The organism is Enterococcus sp. DIV1090 (assembly GCF_050537975.1).
GTDB lineage: Bacteria > Bacillota > Bacilli > Lactobacillales > Enterococcaceae > Enterococcus > Enterococcus faecalis.
Window position 1 is genome coordinate 333,365 of record NZ_CP172917.1, and the last position, 16,090, is coordinate 349,454.

General features: G+C 38.2%; 17 protein-coding genes and 1 pseudogene. 14 read left to right on the top strand and 4 right to left on the bottom strand.

Annotated elements, in window-relative coordinates; genetic code table 11:
• Window positions 1–44: 44 nt before the first annotated feature.
• Window positions 45–743 carry a glucosamine-6-phosphate deaminase gene (locus IGL48_RS01690; RefSeq protein WP_002379076.1) on the bottom strand — a complete coding sequence of 233 codons (699 nt, stop codon included), beginning with the start codon at window positions 741–743 and terminating at the stop codon, window positions 45–47.
• Between the two features lie 250 nt (window positions 744–993).
• On the bottom strand, window positions 994–2,520 hold the full coding sequence (locus IGL48_RS01695) for an AMP-binding protein (protein WP_010777380.1): 1,527 nt from the start codon (window positions 2,518–2,520) through the stop codon (window positions 994–996).
• Between the two features lie 220 nt (window positions 2,521–2,740).
• Here IGL48_RS01695 and IGL48_RS01700 point away from each other — a divergent pair, with 220 nt between their 5' ends.
• Window positions 2,741–3,142: an organic hydroperoxide resistance protein gene (locus tag IGL48_RS01700; protein ID WP_002355332.1), complete on the top strand. Its 402-nt coding sequence runs from the start codon at window positions 2,741–2,743 to the stop codon at window positions 3,140–3,142.
• 43 nt (window positions 3,143–3,185) lie between these two features.
• On the opposite strand, the gene IGL48_RS01705 is transcribed toward IGL48_RS01700, so the two are convergent.
• The gene (locus tag IGL48_RS01705; protein WP_225581367.1) at window positions 3,186–3,956 is read right to left on the bottom strand and encodes a sulfite exporter TauE/SafE family protein; all 771 of its coding nucleotides are present in this window, start codon (window positions 3,954–3,956) and stop codon (window positions 3,186–3,188) included.
• A gap of 169 nt (window positions 3,957–4,125) precedes the next feature.
• Between IGL48_RS01705 and IGL48_RS01710 the strand changes: the two genes are divergently transcribed.
• The 7 genes and pseudogenes from IGL48_RS01710 to IGL48_RS01740 all read left to right on the top strand — a co-directional run bounded on the left by IGL48_RS01710 (window position 4,126) and on the right by IGL48_RS01740 (window position 9,441).
• The gene (locus tag IGL48_RS01710) at window positions 4,126–4,929 is read left to right on the top strand and encodes a PTS mannose/fructose/sorbose/N-acetylgalactosamine transporter subunit IIC (protein WP_002358431.1); all 804 of its coding nucleotides are present in this window, start codon (window positions 4,126–4,128) and stop codon (window positions 4,927–4,929) included.
• Entirely contained in the window at window positions 4,922–5,740 is an 819-nt protein-coding gene (locus IGL48_RS01715) for a PTS system mannose/fructose/sorbose family transporter subunit IID (protein ID WP_010777381.1), read from the top strand. Before IGL48_RS01710 ends, IGL48_RS01715 begins: the two co-directional genes overlap by 8 nt.
• Window positions 5,741–5,770: 30 nt before the next feature.
• Window positions 5,771–6,237: pseudogene (locus tag IGL48_RS01720) on the top strand (PTS system mannose/fructose/N-acetylgalactosamine-transporter subunit IIB).
• A gap of 16 nt (window positions 6,238–6,253) precedes the next feature.
• Window positions 6,254–7,105, top strand: coding sequence for a MurR/RpiR family transcriptional regulator (locus IGL48_RS01725; RefSeq protein ID WP_002355339.1), 852 nt, complete (start codon window positions 6,254–6,256; stop codon window positions 7,103–7,105).
• A gap of 14 nt (window positions 7,106–7,119) precedes the next feature.
• Complete coding sequence (murQ, locus tag IGL48_RS01730) at window positions 7,120–8,010, top strand: N-acetylmuramic acid 6-phosphate etherase (RefSeq protein WP_010824384.1); 891 nt, start codon at window positions 7,120–7,122, stop codon at window positions 8,008–8,010.
• 12 nt (window positions 8,011–8,022) lie between these two features.
• Window positions 8,023–9,012 (top strand): serine hydrolase domain-containing protein, encoded by a 990-nt coding sequence (locus IGL48_RS01735; RefSeq protein ID WP_010777382.1) that lies wholly within the window; start codon window positions 8,023–8,025, stop codon window positions 9,010–9,012.
• A gap of 9 nt (window positions 9,013–9,021) precedes the next feature.
• Complete coding sequence (locus IGL48_RS01740; protein WP_002363016.1) at window positions 9,022–9,441, top strand: PTS sugar transporter subunit IIA; 420 nt, start codon at window positions 9,022–9,024, stop codon at window positions 9,439–9,441.
• Window positions 9,442–9,619: 178 nt separating this feature from the next.
• Here the strand turns inward: IGL48_RS01740 and IGL48_RS01745 are convergent, their stop codons facing one another.
• Entirely contained in the window at window positions 9,620–10,429 is an 810-nt protein-coding gene (locus tag IGL48_RS01745) for a DUF1189 domain-containing protein (protein WP_002355344.1), read from the bottom strand.
• Window positions 10,430–10,622: 193 nt separating this feature from the next.
• Here IGL48_RS01745 and IGL48_RS01750 point away from each other — a divergent pair, with 193 nt between their 5' ends.
• The 6 genes from IGL48_RS01750 to IGL48_RS01775 all read left to right on the top strand — a co-directional run bounded on the left by IGL48_RS01750 (window position 10,623) and on the right by IGL48_RS01775 (window position 16,074).
• The gene (locus IGL48_RS01750) at window positions 10,623–11,231 is read left to right on the top strand and encodes a superoxide dismutase (RefSeq protein WP_002361201.1); all 609 of its coding nucleotides are present in this window, start codon (window positions 10,623–10,625) and stop codon (window positions 11,229–11,231) included.
• A 147-nt stretch (window positions 11,232–11,378) separates the two neighbouring features.
• Window positions 11,379–12,359, top strand: a complete 981-nt coding sequence (gene dapF, locus IGL48_RS01755) for a diaminopimelate epimerase (protein ID WP_010777383.1) — start codon at window positions 11,379–11,381, stop codon at window positions 12,357–12,359.
• Between the two features lie 149 nt (window positions 12,360–12,508).
• Window positions 12,509–13,717 (top strand): LCP family protein, encoded by a 1,209-nt coding sequence (locus IGL48_RS01760; protein WP_002390468.1) that lies wholly within the window; start codon window positions 12,509–12,511, stop codon window positions 13,715–13,717.
• Between the two features lie 130 nt (window positions 13,718–13,847).
• Window positions 13,848–14,549: a glucosamine-6-phosphate deaminase gene (gene nagB, locus IGL48_RS01765; RefSeq protein WP_002355352.1), complete on the top strand. Its 702-nt coding sequence runs from the start codon at window positions 13,848–13,850 to the stop codon at window positions 14,547–14,549.
• A 95-nt stretch (window positions 14,550–14,644) separates the two neighbouring features.
• Window positions 14,645–15,346: an MgtC/SapB family protein gene (locus IGL48_RS01770; RefSeq protein ID WP_002355354.1), complete on the top strand. Its 702-nt coding sequence runs from the start codon at window positions 14,645–14,647 to the stop codon at window positions 15,344–15,346.
• Window positions 15,347–15,504: 158 nt separating this feature from the next.
• Entirely contained in the window at window positions 15,505–16,074 is a 570-nt protein-coding gene (locus IGL48_RS01775) for a LemA family protein (protein WP_048949371.1), read from the top strand.
• Window positions 16,075–16,090 lie beyond the last annotated feature (16 nt).

Genomic DNA, 16,090 nt, shown 5'->3' on the forward strand with positions numbered 1-16,090 from the left:
TGCGCCTATGACTATGCAGAGAAGCATAATATAGGCGCAATTTTTTATTTTTCTAATTGACTCGCTGCGGCTTCATCCAAGAGAACCGTTAAATTTGGATGAAGTTGAAGAATAGAAGCAGGATACGTTTCTGTGACAGGTCCTTGGAGTACTTGTTTGACCATCTGAGCTTTTTGTTCACCATTTACAATTAGGACAAGATGCTTAACTTTCATGATGCTGGCTGGCCCCATCGTAACAAAGGTCATGCCTGGCTGCATCATTTCAGGAACAAACCAAGGCTCTGAACCAGTGACGGTCACTTGATAGGTTTCGTTTTTAAAATGAGTGGTAGTGGGCATGTTCCCACAAAAATGACCATCTGCTCCTAAGCCAATTAACATCAAATCTAAGCCGCCTGCGTCAGCAATCCGTTGTTCTTGTTGTTGAAAGTTTTCAACAGTTAATGGATGGATGTTTTGCTCGGATATTTCTGCAGGTGTCAAATACAGCGTCCGCAAATCTGTCAGAGTAATGCCTTCCTTTTGATGAGGAACGGGGATTTCATCAAAGTTATAATAATGAACATTATCAAAGTCAGATGAATTTTTCACAATCGAGGCTAATTTTTGGTAAACAAGTGTTGGCGTTTTGCCAGCGGTAATTGATAAATTCACTCGTTTATCTTGGCTCATCGTGCTTAGAAGTAACATTTTTGCCCATTCGCTCATCGCGTCGAAATCTTGTTTAATTAAAATTTTCATACTTGCTCACTCCATTCTTTGAATAAGCTAAGTATAATTTGTGGGAACCATCCCATGTCAAGCTCTTCACAAAAAGGATTTAATTAACGGTAGGCAAAAGAAAGAGGAGCAGCCGTCAAAACGACGACTGCCCCTCTTTTTAAAACTTAAGATAACCTGCAACGAGTTAACTTTTAGCTTTCTGTTCCACTTGCTCCAACGCTGGTCTAAACGTTCTTTTGACCAACACTGTTTAACAAAGAATTTTATTTTATTGTTCTTTTAACCATTTTTCTAGTTGTAAACGTTGCACTTTCATAGTAGCTGTGTGAGGGATTTCATCAAAAGCCATAATGATAGGTTCGTTTAAATGTGGTAAATCGGCTACTTGTGTCCACCAAGCGTCCCAATCCATTTCTTCCCCAGGGACAACCGCTAAAATTGGCTGAGGTTCATTTTCTTTGCCACGGACAATAATCACTTCTTCTAAGAAATCTAATGCATCCAATAAATGATCTTCAATAGCTAAATTACTGTCGATGTTTTCAATTAGATCTACTTGGCGATCTTTCAAGAATAAGTGGCCGCGTTCATCTAACATTCCGTAATCGCCGCTGTCCCACCATTCGCCGTAGACATTTTCTGTAAAGCGGGCATCTTCTTTGTAATATGTTAAGGCCCGTCCTTTTGATAAGAATTGGATATGGCCGTCCGTCATCGCAGGTAAAACTTGTCCTTTTTCATCGGTAATTCGAGCTTGTGTTAAATCCTCTAAACCAACGCCCATGTCACGAGCATCTGAATCTTTTAGGGATTCTAAAGTATGCGCTCGTAAGATCATTGGCCCGCATTCACTTTGTCCATAAACTTGTAGGAAAATTGGTTCATTGGCAGCAGATGCTTTTAAGAAAGCCACCATTGTAGCGTTGTTAATTGCATCAAAAGTAGAATGATAATAATGGACACTAGCGAAAGCTTCAGGTTTTTCTTTGGCCAAACGAACCCATTGAACGAAGTTATTGGGGTGTGTTTCTACAGCGATTGGTTGATAGGTGCTGAACATTTCAGCGACTTTTTCGCTCGAAGCATTTGCTAAAGGCATCATAGGGAAGCCCATGGCCATTAAAGAAGACACGCCAATGTTAAAACGAGAATGAACTGGCGAAATATGAAAGCCAACTAATTTCTTTTCAGCAATTTTTGTGAAAATGGTTTTTTGCCATTTTGTACGCCAACCCATAGAGTGATTGGAATGACAGATAAGTTTAGGAATACCTGTTGTTCCAGAGGTGTGGGTCATGTAGGCAATTTCGTCTTTAGTCAGTTCGTCTTGAGGAACTTCCGTGGCATCAGCTTCTAAAAGAGAAGCAACCGAAAGTTTTTTATTGGCAGAGCTATTACGAACAGCTTGAACTTTTTCAGCAGTCACATCATCAAATAAAATATAAGGATCTTCTAAACGATCAACGAATACTTCAATTGTTTCAAAAGGTAAATGGTATGAAACCATTACAGGAACGGCTGCTAGATATGAGGCTGCAACAGCTAGTAAATACGTGTCGAATTTAGGACTTTTATAAATAATAATTTTGTCGCCTTTTTTTACACCTAAAGCGGCTAATTGATATGCCCGTTTCAAAATTTCTTGATGGCTTTCACCATAAGTTGTTTCTAAGCCAAGTGCAGGAAAAGCAGGCAAAGATTCATCAAAAATAATTGGAACAGTTGGTGTTTTTTCTGCGGCTTCTTGATAGTTTGTGTAGAGGTTTAATGGTTGATAATCAAGTAAGTGTGTCAAGGGAAAGTCTCCTTTGTAAAATAGTTTGTGTACAAATGTACAAGTTCACTTTATCCTATCATAGAATGGGTTCTTTTTCTACGTCAAAAATACAACGTTAAATGTTATTTTTTATTATTCACAAGCACAACGTTTGCTGTATCTGACAAAGTTTCCTACAATAATTATGTAAGTAACAAGTTCTCAGAAGTGTAAAACTTTACAAAGGAGAGGAATTTACATGAAAAAAATCTATGAAACAACTATCATTAATACGGGTGGACGTGCAGGAGAAGTTCACTCACCGGATAAATCATTTTCTTATGCGGTTGCTTCGCCAGGTGTTAAGAAAGAAAATACAACAAATCCAGAACAATTATTCGCAGCGGCTTACAGTGCTTGCTTTAACGGTGCATTAGAATTAGTGATGGATCAAGAAAAAGTCGAAGGTAAAAGTACAGTAACTGCACGTGTATCCTTATTCCAAGGAGAAGATGGGTTTAGCGTTGGTGCTGAATTAGAAGTTCATATTGATGGGGTAGATCAAGCTAAAGCAGAAGAACTTGTTAAAAAAGCCCACGAAATTTGCCCATATTCTAAAGCAACAAGAAATAATATAGATGTTAAATTAACAGTGATTTAATTAAAAAAGAAGCGCTTTGTCTATACGACAAAGCGCTTCTTTTTTAGATAACAGTCCACAAATTATACATATTTAACAAAATAACTAAAAAAACAACTAAACTATAAATTTGGGCGACCCGTTGTTGGGATAATTTTTTACTGAAAAGACCGCCGACATAACCACCGAATAAAGCGGCAGGAATAATAGCCCAAAGCATTGTCAAATCAAAAACCGCAAACCCTGTGGTCAAGCCGATATTGCCAAGTTTGGCGAGTTGGGAGAAAAAAATAGTAATGATGGAATAAACAGTTGCTGATTTGATATCCATTCCAAAAAAGAGAATAAGGCAAGCTACATTAATGGGACCGCCACCGATGCCTAAAAAGGTTGATAGAATCCCTAAGCCTAATCCGACAATCAGAAAAATGCTCAATCCGTTGAGGTGTAAGTGCCAGTTGGAAAATTGATTGTAGAGAAGAACCAAAACCAAGGTCAGCAACATGATGATATATTGGATTAGTTGTACTTTTTCTTCATTTGGCGCTAGTGCAATCGCCTGATTAAGAAGTAAATCACCCAACATACCGCCGACTAAGGAACCAAACGAAATACTCGCGGCTTTTTTCCATTCAATTTGGACACCATTTTGATACTGTTTATAAGTCGAAGAAATGGACATGACAAAAACAGCGACACTTGAATAGAACGCAATACTATTTAACGAATGGAACCCAAGAAAATCCAAAACAGGCTTAATAATGACGCCTCCACCCATCCCAGAGAGCGCCCCAACTGTATTGGATAGAAAAATAGTTATGAAATAAATCAGCAAAACCCGCACATAATCACTCCTAAACCGTTTTCTTTTAGTATAGCACAAAAATTATATAAGAAATGCAATTTCATTTAAAAATATTTTTAAAAAGAACTTGAAATGATATTTCTTTAATGGTATTCTACAAATACAAAAAAGAAAACGCATTCAAGGAGGATGAGAAAGCATGACAGTATCGATTGGTATTATTTTGATTTTATGTCTTTACACAGTTGTTGGTGTACTTGACCAAATTTCTATTCAGATTGGTCCATATACACCATTGTTTGCTGCAACGTTTACTGGCCTAGTCTTAGGAGATGTTCAAACAGGTTTGATGATTGGGGCAACGCTTCAATTGATGACATTAGGCGTAGCGACTTATGGAGGAGCAACAGTCCCAGACTTTCTTTCAGGGGCCATTATGGGAACGGCTTATGCAATCATTTCAGGGAAAGGGGCAGAGTATGGTATCGGAGTTGCGGTTCCGATTGGGTTATTATTGACACAACTAGATATTTTAGGCAGAATGGCTAATACGTTTTTCCAACACAAAGCAGATCGCTATGCGGAAGAAGGCAATTATAAAGGGGTCGAGCGTTGCAATGTTTTAGGAATTTTTCCTTGGACGATTTCTCGTGTCATCCCAGTTTTTATTGGCCTAGCTTTTGGTGAACAAGTTGTAAACGCTATCAATAATTGGATTCCTATTTGGGTGATGAATGGGCTAAAAGCAGCAGGCGCTATTTTACCAGCGATGGGGATTGCTATTTTAATGCGTTACTTACCAATTAAAACATACTGGCCCTATTTTATTATTGGGTTCGTGTTACTTGCTTATGGGGCCCAATTCTTCTCAGTTTTAGGTGTCGCACTGGTTGGCTTGGCTTTAGCAGCGATTTATGTGATGAATCATAACAAAGGCGGCGCAGCTACAACAAGTGGCACGGTTATTTACGAAGATGATGAGGAGGTTGAGATTGATGACTAACAAATTAACAAAAAAGGATATTAATAAAGTTTACGTCCGTAATCTTTTTGGCTATCAGTGGGGCTGGAACTATGAAAAAATGCAAGGACTTGGTTACGCTTGGGTGATGATGCCTGCATTAAAGCGACTATACAGTGAAGATCCAGTAGCTATGAAGAAAGCCTTGAAGACACATCTTGGCTTTATGAATACAACGCCAGCCATGTCGCATTTAATTGTCGGAGCTGATATGGCTTTGGAAGAAGAAGTTGGCATTGAAGATGAAACGGCCATTACTGGTTTGAAAACAGGTCTAATGGGTCCGTTTGCTGGTGTTGGTGATACCATTTTTATCGCGATTTATCGTGCGATTGTTTTTTCGATTGCAGCTTACATGGCGCAAGGGGGCCAGGTTGTTGGGTTAATGATCCCGTTAATTGCCGGAGCAGTGGTCCTATGGGTTCGCTATAAATTCACTTGGATTGGTTACCATCAAGGGAAAAAAATTGCGACAGAATTTGCGGATAAAATGAAATTGTTTACGCAAGGTGCAGCTATTTTAGGGTTAACGGTGGTCGGCGGTTTGATTCCTTCGGTAATTACTTACAAATTAGATTTAACTTATAAAATGGGAGATGTAACATTATCTGTTCAAGAAATGTTGGATAAAATTTTACCCGCATTAATTCCTTTAGGGATTGTTCTTTTATCCTATTGGTTACTAGGGAAAAAGAAAATGAATTCAACACGGCTAATCTTTGTTTTAATTTTAATTGGCATGGTTTTAGGCAATTTACAACCAATGTTGGCTTGGGTTGGCGGTTTATTTTAAAAAAATAGTATATAATAGGAGAGATTTATTATGACAATTGTACATGCAAGAGTAGATGAGCGTTTAATTCACGGACAAGTTGCAACCGTTTGGACGGAGCACAAAGAATCATGGTAGTAAATGATGCCGCTGTCAAAGATCAATTACAAATTGGTGCCTTAAAAATGGCTAAGCCTGCAGGAGTTAAATTATCCATTTTATCAAAACGTAAAGCGATTGAAAAAATTTTAGCAGGCAATTATGATGAAGAAAAAGTCTTTTTAATTACGAAAGACATTGCAGACATGGCGGCTTTAATTGATGGCGGTGTCCCATTACAGAGCTTCAATGTCGGCAATATTTCTCAAAAAGAAGGCAGTCGTGCAATTAAAAAATCTGTTGCATTAACCGATGAAGATATTCAAACCGTTCGTCGTTTAACAGATAATGGGGTGACTATTACCGCACAGATGATCCCTTCTGAACCAAACGAAGCAATTTTAACTTTCATAAAATAGAAATGGAGATGAGAAGATGGAGCCAATCCGTTCAATCAGACAAAAATATAAGGACTTTTCCAAAGTAAATAAGAGAATCGCAGACTATATACTGAAGGATCCGACCCGTCTTCTCTCATTAACAGCAAACGAAATTGCTAGCAATAGCGAAACTTCTCCAGCATCAGTTACCCGTTTTTCTAAACAATTAGGGTTTGACAGCTGGGAAGAGTTAAAACTATCCATTGCAGCGGTACAAGCTGCCAGTAACGGTAAAAAAGATATTGATCCAATTGTAGCGGCGGATGATTCGGTGGATACTATTTGTATGAAAGTAGAATCTTTATTAAATGCTACGATTGAGGATTTATTTTATACAGTGGATAAACAAGCCTTGGAACGAGCAATCGCGCATGTTAAAAAAGCGGAAAAAATTCATTTGGTTGGAATTGGTGCCTCTTCTTTAACGACTTATAATCTTTATCACAAGTTTAACCGCGCTGGTCGCCAAGCAATTTTTAATTATGATAGTCACATGATGTTGGAGTTTTTAAATTATGCAACGGCACAAGACATTTTGATCACGGTCTCCTATAGTGGTTTGACAAAAGAAGCCTTAATTGCCTGTGAAATTGCCAAAAATAGAGGCGCAACGGTTATTTTTATTACCAGTAACGATGGAGAAAACGTGCGATCATTGAGCGATGAAGTTCTTTTAGTACCAAATAATGAGCACCTTATTCGAGTTGGGGCCATTTCATCGATTGCTTCGTCAATGGCAATTGGCGATGTTCTGTATTTAGGTTCAATTCAAGATGATTTAGACACAGAAATTGAACGCAATATGATTGAAACGAGTCAACTTGTCAGCCGTCTAAAAGAGAAGTAGGGGTGTGCAAGAAAATGAACTTAGAAGGATTAACGACAGAAGCCAGAAATGAAGCGACTAAAAAGATTGACCAAGTGTCAACATTAGAGATGGTGACTTTAATAAATCAAGAAGACCAAAAGGTAGCACAAGCAATTGAAAAGGTGCTTCCGCAGATTGCTGCAGCAATTGATGCAGCGGCAGAACGATTTAAAAAAGGGGGCCGTTTAATCTATTGTGGTGCAGGAACGTCTGGACGTTTAGGTGCTTTGGATGCGATTGAATTAACGCCCACATATAGTGTGTCGCCAGAACGCGCATTTGGTATTTTAGCTGGTGGTGAAAAAGCAATGTATCAAGCAATTGAAGGCGCTGAAGACTCGAAAGAATTAGCTATCGAAGATTTAACGCAACATCAATTGACCGCCCGAGATGTCGTAATTGCGATTGCTGCTAGTGGTCGGACACCATATGCTGTTTCCGCAATTGAATACGGAAAAAAAGTGGGCGCTCTAACCATTTCAGTTACCTGTAATAATCAAAGTCCGATGAATCAATTGGCGGAAATTGGGATTGCGCCAATTGTAGGACCGGAAGTCATTACAGGGTCAACTAGAATGAAAGCGGGTTCAGCACAGAAAATGGTGTTAAATATGTTTTCAACAGGGATTATGGTTAAAGTAGGGAATATCTATCAAAATTTGATGGTCAACGTACAACCAACGAACGAAAAATTAATGCAACGTGCCACGAATATCATTAAAGAAGCAGCAGAAATCAAGGAATCGCAAGCCAAAGAATACTTGGAGGCAGCGCAGCTAGAAGTGGCACCAGCCATTGTAATGGCGAAAGCTCACGTTGATTTTCAAAAAGCCAAACAACTATTAGCAGAACATGACGGACGGATTTCAGAAGTTTTAGCATAGAAGTGGTGAACAATGAATCAAATCGCAATTCAAGAAACAATTCAGAGACTGATTAATCAGCAAGTCGTTCCGGGTGTCGCTTGGGGGACAATCACAGAAGATAGCTTATCAGAACAGTATACGGGCTTTTTAGGTAATACTGGTCCATTTGCAAGACAAAAGATTTCATCAGCTAGCCTGTATGATTTAGCGTCCTTAACGAAAGTTATTGGGACAACAAATCGAATGTTACAATTAATCGATACAAATCAGCTTGCTTTTTCAACCACTGTGGGGGAAATCCTGCCTGATTATCAAGGACTATCTTGTTCGATTGGGGAGCTTCTACTGCATCAGAGCGGACTGCCAGCTGATGTTGTCGATAAGAAAAATGTCACAAAAAAAAGCTTGCAAGAAATCATTTTAACGCATTCGTTATCTGAACGAGGGAAAACCACTTATTCTGATTTAGGGTATTACTTATTGGGAGAAATTATTCAAGTATTGGATCGCTGCTCATTAGAAGAGAGCTTTCAAACATACGTATTTCAACCAATGAACCTACAGCATACAAGTTTTACGGTCAGCGATTTTGCCCAGGCAGTGCCCACAGAAATTACAAAACAACGCGGCGTTATTCAGGGGGTAGTCCACGATTCGAAAGCCTATCAACTGAAAGCGCCAATTGGCAGTGCAGGTTTATTTGCAACTTTACCAGATTTACTCACTTTTGTTCAGTGTTTTATGAACAATCGCTACCCGTCTGGCAAACCATTATTTTCTGAAAAAATGTTCACTGCTCTCTGGTCTATGAATCAAGGGGGACGTACATTTGGTTGGGAAGTGAAAAAGACGCAAGTCGGGGCAGACTATTTGTATCATACTGGCTTTACTGGAACGGCGATTGGTATGAAAAAAGAGACCAAAGAAGCCCTAATTTTGTTGACGAATCGGATTCATCCCACTCGTGAAGAACGTGGTTTTCTGAAAGCACGAACAAAAATTTATCAGCAGTATTTTTAGGAGGATATGATGAAACCAAAATTAATTTTAATGAGCCATGGACGGATGGCAGAAGAAACCTTAGCTTCTACTCAAATGATTGTCGGGGAATTAGCAGATGCTGCGATTGTGTCAATGACCGCAGAAGATGGCTTGAGCGGCACGCAAGCAAAACTGGCAGCAATCTTAAAAGAAGCTGGCAATGTCCCGACGCTTGTATTAGCTGATTTAAAAGGAGGAACACCTTGTAATGTGGCTATGATGGCCATGGGCACTTATCCGCAATTGCGAGTAGTCGCCGGACTTAATTTAGCAATGGCAATTGAAGCAGCCGTGTCACCTGTGGAAAATGTGGATGAATTAGCTGCATATTTAACGCAAATTGGCCAATCTGCGGTGACCACGATTGACTTACCTGAATTAACAGATGAAGAAGAATTTGAAGAATAGAAAGAGGTCGGGACGGAACCGTTTAGCTCCGAGAAATAAGAAGGAATTTCCGAAAATTGCTTTTTAATTTTTGGAGAATTTCGGCTTATTTCCGAAGGAGTTGGTTCTGTTCCCGCCGTTTATCAGGTTTTGAGCCTGGAACAAAAATCCAAAGTGATTTTTGTCCCAGGCTCTTTTTTTAAGAACCAGGGATATTCCGTGGTTCGTTTTTGGTTGTGACAAAGAAAAAGAACAGACTTAGTAAAATAACTAGGATGCCATCGTTAAACATCGGATTTACGAAGTTTAAAATAGCACTTAAGATAACTGGCACGGTAGCACAATACGTAATAATTTTTAAACAATCAATCAAACGTAAAGAATAAAAACGTAATTTTGAATAGAGAGATGCACCGATAGCGGCAATCAGTAAGTCTAAAACTAAACCGATTAGAACAGGGTAAATAGCCACTAAAAAGACAATGAGTTTTGTCCACCAGGGGATCGCTGCCTCACTTAGCGCAGTCTTGATACTCTGAGCGTTAACGCCATCTAAGGTTCCTTTACTATAGGGGAAGATAAATTGGTCAGTGCCTAGAATTGATTCAGTTGCGCCTGAATTTGGTAAGGCGACTACAAATTCATCTTGTAAAAAAGCCAAACCAAACGCATTACCAATTAAATCCTTTTGGACATCAGCGGCTGTACGCTTTCCATCTGGATCAAACGTAAAAATAATCGAGTCGGTTTGATAAATAAAGCCAGATTCTTTGGCCTTTGTTTGCAACGTGCCATTTTCAATAGAAAAGTCAGGCAACTTTTCTGCAATTTTTTGGCCATCTTGTTGCACCTCTTGTAGCACAGAAAAGACTTGTTTGGTAATAGGTAGTGCTAAAATAGCACTTAAAAAAACAGCATAGAGAATTACTTTCCAAAACGCCATTTTTTTCGCATGCCGTAATTCTGAAACTGAAAAAAAGGCCTGCTTAAATAATTGCAATGTATTCATTTATTTACTCCTCACATCATTCTTCTACAGGTCATTCTAGCGAATTTATGAGGGAAACACAAGGTAATCTCCCTCTTTTGTAAAACTTTTCTTTTGGCAAGCAAACTATTTTGTAGAAAGCGGTTCACTCTGTTATCATAATAGTTGTATGAAAGACGTATGTTACATACTAAAAAATAGGGGGATTTAAAAAATGACTTACACATTACCAGAATTACCATATGCTTATGATGCATTAGAACCTTACATTGACGTGGAAACAATGCACTTACACCATGATAAACACCACAACACTTATGTGACTAACTTAAACGCAGCGATTGAAAAACATCCAGAATTAGGCGAAAAATCTGTAGAAGACCTAATTTCAGATATGAATGCTATTCCTGAAGATATCCGTACTGCCGTTCGTAACAATGGTGGCGGTCACGCAAACCATACATTCTTCTGGGAAATTATGGCACCAAATGCTGGTGGACAACCAACTGGCGCTATTAAAGAAGCAATCGATGAAACATTTGGTAGCTTTGATGAAATGAAAGCTGCTTTCAAAACAGCTGCAACTGGCCGCTTTGGTTCAGGTTGGGCTTGGTTAGTTGTGAATAACGGTAAATTAGAAATCACTTCAACACCAAACCAAGATTCACCATTAATGGATGGCCAAACACCTGTTTTAGGTCTTGACGTTTGGGAACATGCGTACTACTTAAAATATAAAAACGTTCGTCCAGATTACATTGAAGCATTCTGGAACGTTGTTAACTGGGATAAAGTAAACGAACTTTTTGCAGCAGCAAAATAAGTTTGCCAATTGTGAAGGAAAGAGTCAAATGACGGCTGTCATTTGACTCTTTCCTTTTACAAATCCAGGGTCGAAATAGTTGTTCGTTTATGGCATACTAAAGTAAGTAGGGAAAGATAACGGATACATAAAGAAGGAGCTAAAAAAATGAATGTTATGATGCAAAAAGTACACGGGTCAGAAAATGATTTCTTTTTATTGGATGAAACACAGTTTGAGCGTTCTTTAACCGCTGAGGAAATTGAGCAATTGCGCATCCAGTTATGTTCGCGGGAAACAGGATTATTGGCGGGAGCAGATGGGTTACTTTTGGTAGGAGAAGGGACTCACGGCACGTCCAATGCTAGAATGCGAGTGATTAACAGCGATGGTAGTGAAGCAAGCATGTGCGGGAACGGCTTGCGTACGGTTGCCCGTTATTTATCTGAAAAAAACCAAGAAAAATCATTTACAGTTGAAACAATGTTTGCAGATTTGAAAGTACGTCAAGCCCCCAATTTAGCTGAAGAAGTAGCGACTTACCAAGTGGAAATTTCACCAGTAAGTTTTGAAGCAGTCACTATCCCAATGCATTTAGGGGTCCAAACATTAATTGATGAAATCGTACCAGCCTTATCTAAAACCATTCGCTTTACAGCGGTAGCAGTGCCTAATCCGCACCTTGTAGCATTTGTGGATCACGAAACCTTAAATGGTCCAGAATTTGAACGAATCGCTACCTATGTAAATAATGAAAATCCATATTTTCCAGAAGGGATAAATGTGAGTTTTGTTGAAATTCTTGGCAAAAATCAACTATTTGTTCGAACGTATGAACGTGGTGTAGGTTTTACAAGTGCTTGTGGAACAGCCATGTGTGCAAGCAGTTTACTTTATACGTTATTGAAAGATGGTGTTTTTTATGAAGAAATAACCGTCAAAAATGCTGGAGGTATGGTGAAAACAGTCGTCCACGAAACGTCAGATGGCAGTTATTGGATGGAATTAATTGGGAATGCCACGATTACGCATTTGATTGAAGGATCACTGACTGATTTACTAAATGGTGCATTTGAGAAAATAACTATTACTGAAACGAATGAACAGAAACATTATCAAGAATTTCTGCAAACACTTTCTCAAAAATAACAATTGTTCCTTGATAAAGCGCTCTTTTATTTTACAATTGTGTTAAGTTCTTGTTCCAAAAAATAAAAAATATTGCTTGAATAAGCAAACTATGAGAAAATAAAGGGCATGAATTAAGAATTATTCTTAGATAAACGAGGAAGTGTCTTATGAAACTATGGAAAAAAGTAGTACTGGGCTTCTTGAGCGTCTTGCTAGTGGTAGTAGCTGGGGTATGTGCTTACGGGATTAAGATGTATTCAGATGCCAATTCAACAATTAATGGGATCTATCAATCAGTTAACCGTAAGTCCAATAAAGGAGCCACGGCTAATATTGATGCGCAAGAACCATTCTCTGTTCTTTTAATGGGGATTGACACAGGCGATTTAGGCCGAACAGAGCAAGGTCGTTCAGATACTACAATGGTTGTAACCATCAACCCGAAAGAAAACAAGTCCACAATGATCAGTTTGGATAGAGATATTCTAACAGATATTGTTGGAAATGACACACAAGACAAATTGAACCATGCCTATGCATTTGGTGGCGCCGAAATGGCGATTAATACAGTCCAAGAATTACTGGATATTCCCATCCATCACTATGTATCCATCAATATGAAAGGGTTAAAAGACCTGATTGATGCGGTAGGCGGTATTGAAGTAGATAATACGATTGGTGAATTTACGTTGGACGGTATTACTGTTCCAGCAGGTAAAATCAAGTTAGATGGCACGACAGGTTTGGCTTATGCGCGGATGCGTCACGAAGATCCTGAAGGAGATGTGGGTCGTCAACGCCGCCAACGAGAAGTTGTTGAGAAAATTGTGCGCAAAGTCATGAGTTTTGATGGTGTTTCAAAATATCGAAAAATTCTTGATGCTGTTGAAGCCAACGTAAAAACAGACTTAACTTGGGATGACATGATGGACATCCAATCAAAATATTTATCTGCCTTTAAAACAATTGACTCAGAACAATTACAAGGATACAGTGCAACCATTGATGATATTTATTATCAAGTCCTAGATCCAAATAGCTTATACAAAACACAAACAACGCTTAGAAAACAACTTGGTTTAAAAGAACATGCTTCTGAACGTGAAAAAGATTTAGCCTTTTATAATCAGTTTAGCTATGCTGTTACAGATACTGCACTGATTGGTGAATCTGGTGATTCAAGTGCTAATAGCTCTACTAGTTCGAGTAGCACAGCGGACACCACAGCCGGACAAACAGAATACAACGGCAATACGCAACAAGCAGCAGAAGGAGCCTACGATCCGAATACGTACGTTGACCCAAATGCGTACACAGATCCAAACGCTTATGCTGATCCAAATACGTATGTGGATCCCAACGCACCGCAATATTAATCTGTTAAACAAGCTCGAAAACTTCTATTTCTGATGGGAAATAGAAGTTTTTTTCTTTTATTCTAGAAATTTTTTTCAGAAGGTGTTATAATTGGACTATACCAAAATAAACCGTAAGGAGCGTGTCAAAATGCAAATTATCCGTGTAGCAAATGCAGAAGAAGGCGGCAAAAAAGCGTTTGAATTAATTAAAGAAGGTATGAACAATGGTGCGAAAGTTTTAGGCTTAGCAACAGGTAGTACACCAGAAACATTATATAAAGAAATGACAGCAAGTGATGTCGACTTTACAGAAATGACTTCTGTAAACTTAGATGAATATGTTGGTTTAGGTGGCGAAGATGAGCAAAGTTACCGTTATTTCATGAACAAACACTTATTCGACAAAAAACCATTTAAAGAAACATTTGTACCAAATGGTAAAGCAGAAGATTTAGATGCTGCTTCCGCAGAATATGAAAAAATTATCGATGCACATCCAGTAGATATCCAAATCTTAGGTATTGGTCAAAATGGACACATTGGTTTCAACGAACCAGGCACACCTCTAGATAGCTTAACACATGTCGTTGAGTTGACTGAATCAACAATCAACGCAAACAAACGTTATTTTGACAAAGTAGAAGATGTCCCAACACGTGCTGTTTCTATGGGGATTGGCTCAATCATGAAAGGTAAAAAAATGATTTTAATGGCTTATGGCGAAGCAAAAGCAGAGGCCATTAAAGGAATGATTGACGGACCAGTAACAACAGACATGCCAGCAAGTGCATTACAAAACCATCAAGATGTTGTTGTAATCATTGATGATGCAGCTGCAAGTAAATTATAATCGTTGATGAAAAAGAACTTGAAACATAAGGATTTCCTTATGTTTCAAGTTCTTTTTTTGTTATACTGGAAGTAATAGAAGAAGAGGTGAAAAGGATGTTACAGCTAACAATTCCAGAAATTATTTTACGGTTAGTCCTAGCGATGGTGATGGGTGGTGCAATTGGTTTTGAAAGACAATATAAGAATCGCCCAGCAGGGATGCGCACTCACATTTTAGTTTGTATGGGCGCGGCTATTATTGCGTTAATTCAGTCGCAAATTGCAATCAATGCATTGAAAGATGCGTTAGCTAATCCGGCTTTGACGGGGGTCATTCGTTCAGATCAAGCAAGGTTGATTGCACAAGTTGTAAGTGGAATCGGCTTTTTAGGTGCTGGAACCATCATTGTAACGAAACAAAGTGTCACCGGATTGACGACAGCAGCGTCACTATGGACCGTTGCTGGTTTAGGGATCGCGGTGGGCATGGGCTACTATACGATTGCCTTAACAAGTTTTATCGGTGTATTATTTGCCTTAACCATTGTCAAACGAATTATTCACGTACCAACAATCAAAAAATTAGAAATTCGCTATCAACATAAACAAGAAACCAAAGAATTTATTAATCAGTATTTTGAAGAAAAACATATTGAAATTTATGATGTGAATTTCAATGTTTCTTGGGTGGATGATACAAAAATCTATACGAATATCTATACTATTGATTTGCCTAAAGGCCTAACGTATGCCGATGTTATCGAAGATCTATCTGTTTCAAATAATGTAACAAAATTACGATTGATTAATGTGTAGAAACATCTATTTATAATTAATGACAACCGCTATAAGTTAAAATGCTTATGGCGGTTTTCTTCTAGGGCCTAGGACTGATTTTTTAAGTTTAATATTTCAAAAAGATTACAAAAGAGTTATGATTGTATTACGAGTTAGAAAGAAAGGTGATAAGTAAGATGAATAAAAAAAATAAATTTCTTAGTATTATTGTTGTTGTCGTTGTGATTATTGGTGCATTTGTGATGAAAGCTTATAATCAATTGATTACTTTAGATAATAAAGTCGAAGCAGAATGGTCACAAGTAGAGAATGTAATGCAAAGACGGGCTGATTTAATTCCGAATCTTGTCAGTAGTGTTCAAGGCAGTATGACTCAAGAAAAAGAAGTTTTAAAAGAAATAACGGAAGCACGTAAAGCATACGCAGGAGCAAAATCTTCTTCTGAAAAAGGGCAAGCAAATGAGCAAATTGAAAAAGGATTAGGTAATTTTGTTACAGTATTGAATGAAGATTACCCAAAGTTAGCTTCTTCTGAAAATGTCAAAACCTTAATGACTCAATTAGAAGGATCTGAAAATCGAATTTCTGTTGAACGCCGTAACTATATACAAGCTGTTGAAACATATAACCAACAGATTTCAAAATTCCCTGATAAAATAATTGCAAAATTTTTAGGATTTGAGAAGAAAACTAACTATGTTGCGACAGAGCAGGGAAAAGAAGTGCCACAAGTGGAATTTAAATAAAAAATTTGTAGAAAAT

What these genes read in the sequence shown, in the direction of transcription:
- IGL48_RS01735 (WP_010777382.1), top strand. Translation starts at nt 8,023, where the DNA reads ATGAATCAAATCGCAATTCAAGAAACAATTCAGAGACTGATTAATCAG.
- nagB (WP_002355352.1), top strand. Translation starts at nt 13,848, where the DNA reads ATGCAAATTATCCGTGTAGCAAATGCAGAAGAAGGCGGCAAAAAAGCG.
- IGL48_RS01775 (WP_048949371.1), top strand. Translation starts at nt 15,505, where the DNA reads ATGAATAAAAAAAATAAATTTCTTAGTATTATTGTTGTTGTCGTTGTG.
- IGL48_RS01700 (WP_002355332.1), top strand. Translation starts at nt 2,741, where the DNA reads ATGAAAAAAATCTATGAAACAACTATCATTAATACGGGTGGACGTGCA.
- murQ (WP_010824384.1), top strand. Translation starts at nt 7,120, where the DNA reads ATGAACTTAGAAGGATTAACGACAGAAGCCAGAAATGAAGCGACTAAA.
- IGL48_RS01740 (WP_002363016.1), top strand. Translation starts at nt 9,022, where the DNA reads ATGAAACCAAAATTAATTTTAATGAGCCATGGACGGATGGCAGAAGAA.
- IGL48_RS01760 (WP_002390468.1), top strand. Translation starts at nt 12,509, where the DNA reads ATGAAACTATGGAAAAAAGTAGTACTGGGCTTCTTGAGCGTCTTGCTA.
- IGL48_RS01745 (WP_002355344.1), bottom strand. Translation starts at nt 10,429, where the DNA reads ATGAATACATTGCAATTATTTAAGCAGGCCTTTTTTTCAGTTTCAGAA.
- IGL48_RS01750 (WP_002361201.1), top strand. Translation starts at nt 10,623, where the DNA reads ATGACTTACACATTACCAGAATTACCATATGCTTATGATGCATTAGAA.
- IGL48_RS01770 (WP_002355354.1), top strand. Translation starts at nt 14,645, where the DNA reads ATGTTACAGCTAACAATTCCAGAAATTATTTTACGGTTAGTCCTAGCG.
- IGL48_RS01710 (WP_002358431.1), top strand. Translation starts at nt 4,126, where the DNA reads ATGACAGTATCGATTGGTATTATTTTGATTTTATGTCTTTACACAGTT.
- IGL48_RS01725 (WP_002355339.1), top strand. Translation starts at nt 6,254, where the DNA reads ATGGAGCCAATCCGTTCAATCAGACAAAAATATAAGGACTTTTCCAAA.
- IGL48_RS01715 (WP_010777381.1), top strand. Translation starts at nt 4,922, where the DNA reads ATGACTAACAAATTAACAAAAAAGGATATTAATAAAGTTTACGTCCGT.
- dapF (WP_010777383.1), top strand. Translation starts at nt 11,379, where the DNA reads ATGAATGTTATGATGCAAAAAGTACACGGGTCAGAAAATGATTTCTTT.
- IGL48_RS01690 (WP_002379076.1), bottom strand. Translation starts at nt 743, where the DNA reads ATGAAAATTTTAATTAAACAAGATTTCGACGCGATGAGCGAATGGGCA.